Genomic DNA, 2165 nt, shown 5'->3' on the forward strand with positions numbered 1-2165 from the left:
GGACGCGGCGTCGCCCGGTACCTGGCCACCGTCCCCGACGAGGCGGGCGTGCAGGCCGTCGTCGACCACGTGCTCGCCGACGCCGGCGTCGAACCCGTCGTCGCGGGCCTACCCGAGCACGTCGAGGCGGCGCGTCGCGGTGCACTCGTGACCGTCATCAACCACGGCACCGATCCGGTCGACGTCGCCGTGCTGGGCACCGACGCCGTGTCGGGCGAGCAGGTCGACGGCGTGCGCCTCGGCGCCCACGAGTGGGCCATGGTGGTCGGGCGATGACGGCGAACTCCTCAGGGGGTTACGATGCACGCGAGGGCGGAGGAGGTGGTGGCATGCGCGCCGTCATCCTCAGCGGGTCCGGCCGGTACGCCGATCCGTGGCACCGCTTCGCGGAGACCAGCGCCGCGCTCGCGGGAATCATCGGCGGCGCGGGCTACCACGTCGAGGTCAGCGACGACCTGCTCGGCGGGCTCTTCGGCGGCGGCCGGTTCGGGCAGCCGAGCGGCGGCTACCGCGGCTTCGGCGGTCCGTCGCGCGGGCGCGACGTGACGGCCTCGACGACCCTCGACTTCATCACGGCCACCAAGGGCGAGCAGATCACGCTCGAGACCTCGGATGGCAAGCCGATCACGGTGCGCATCCCGGCGGGCGTGGCCGACGGACAGAAGATCAAGCTTCGCGGCAAGGGGCACCCGTCGCCCGACGGCGGCGAGCCCGGCGACCTGATCCTCACCGTGCACGTGCGCAAGCACCCCGTGTTCGAACGCGACGGCCTCAACCTGCGCGTCAACGTGCCCGTCACGTTCACCGAGGCGACGCTCGGCGCCACCATCCAGGTGCCGACGCTCGGTGGCGAGCCCGTGAAGCTCCGGGTCGCGCCCGGCACGCCCAGCGGACGGGTGCTGCGCGTCAAGGGCCGCGGCGTGCAGACCTCGAAGGGCACGGGCGACCTCCTCGCGGTCGTGCAGGTGGCCGTGCCGTCGCACCTCTCGAAGGAGGCCGAGGAGAAGCTCAAGGAGTTCGCGGCGCTCCTGCCCGACGAGAACCCGCGCGACGACCTGCTCGCCAAGGCACGGGCGCAGCGCTAGGCCATGGCCGTGAGCATGGACGAGACCAGCCCCCTCTTCGTGATCTCCATCGCGGCGGAGCTGGCCGGCATGCACCCGCAGACGCTGCGGCAGTACGACCGCCTGGGCCTCGTGTCGCCCACCCGCACCGCCGGCAAGTCCCGCCGCTACTCGATGCGCGACGTCGCGCAGCTGCGTGAGATCGCCCAGCTGTCGAGCGAGGGCGTGAGTCTCGAGGGCATCCGACGCGTGCTCGACCTCGAGGACGAGGTGACGATGCTGCGCGACCGCGTGCGGGAGCTCGAGGGGATGCTCGCCGACGAGCTGCTCAATCGACCCGGGCGCCGCGTCTTCGCCGCGGGGTCGGCGGGCGACATCGTGTCGCTGCGCGCCGGCACGCGGGTGCGCCGCGAGAACGCCGTCGTCGTGTGGCGGCCGCTCGAGCGCGGCTAGTCGCACGCACGACGCCCACGGGCTCGCGTCGGCTCAGCGCCCCCAGGCGGACGCCGGCGCCTCGATGACCTCGTACGGGCGCGAACTCCAGTGGGTGCCGTAGCCGTAGTGGCTCGACGCCCACGCCGAGGCCCAGATGGCCTGCGCCGTCGCATCCGCCGAGTCGCCGCGCGCGAGTGCCGCATCGACCGCGGGGTAGCGGCCCGACTGCAGGTTCTGCGCCGCGTAGAACGCCGCCTCGATGAGGCTCGGGTAGCTGCCGAGGCCCGATCCGCCGCCCGAGCCCTGCCCGTTGTTCAGCGGGTTGTTGCGGTTCCACCAGTTGTCGGCGCCGTTCTCCTGGCGCATCCACCGCATCATGAACGTGACGTTCTCCTCGGTGACCGGCCAGTCGCCCTCGATGAGCACGAGCTTGGCCCAGTCGAGGTTCGTGCCGCCCTCGACGAGCGTCTGCGATCCGGTGGTCGTGACGTAGGACTCGTGCGACACCGTCGGCGCCGCGATGTCGGCGGCGACGTCGAACGTCTGGGTATCGCCGCCGAGGGTGTCGGATGCCGCGGAGGGCGCCGTGATCGCCGCGGGCTGGGGCGCGAGCGCGAAGGTCAGGGCGAGCCCGAGCACCGCGACGGATGCCGCGAGCGGCGCGAG

Annotated in this window: 2 protein-coding genes and 2 pseudogenes; 3 read left to right on the forward strand and 1 reads right to left on the reverse strand. The window is 72.9% G+C overall.

The window, feature by feature from the left end:
* From GH736_RS21610 to GH736_RS21620, 3 genes and pseudogenes are all read left to right on the forward strand, one after another.
* Window positions 1-276: pseudogene (locus GH736_RS21610) on the forward strand (beta-galactosidase); the annotation flags it as partial.
* A 185-nt stretch (window positions 277-461) separates the two neighbouring features.
* Window positions 462-1085: pseudogene (locus tag GH736_RS21615) on the forward strand (DnaJ C-terminal domain-containing protein); the annotation flags it as partial.
* A 15-nt stretch (window positions 1086-1100) separates the two neighbouring features.
* Window positions 1101-1517, forward strand: coding sequence for a heat shock protein transcriptional repressor HspR (locus GH736_RS21620; protein ID WP_159606970.1), 417 nt, complete (start codon window positions 1101-1103; stop codon window positions 1515-1517).
* Window positions 1518-1550: 33 nt separating this feature from the next.
* Here GH736_RS21620 and GH736_RS21625 read toward each other — a convergent pair.
* Window positions 1551-2165 (reverse strand): hypothetical protein (locus GH736_RS21625; RefSeq protein ID WP_328596943.1); only part of this gene is annotated, 615 nt, incomplete at its 5' end.

Origin of the sequence: Agromyces humi (assembly GCF_009720255.1) — a bacterium.
Lineage (GTDB): Bacteria > Actinomycetota > Actinomycetes > Actinomycetales > Microbacteriaceae > Agromyces > Agromyces humi.

Excerpts from the sequence above, each read along its gene's own strand:
- GH736_RS21620 (WP_159606970.1), top strand. The coding sequence starts at position 1,101 with ATGGACGAGACCAGCCCCCTCTTCGTGATCTCCATCGCGGCGGAGCTG.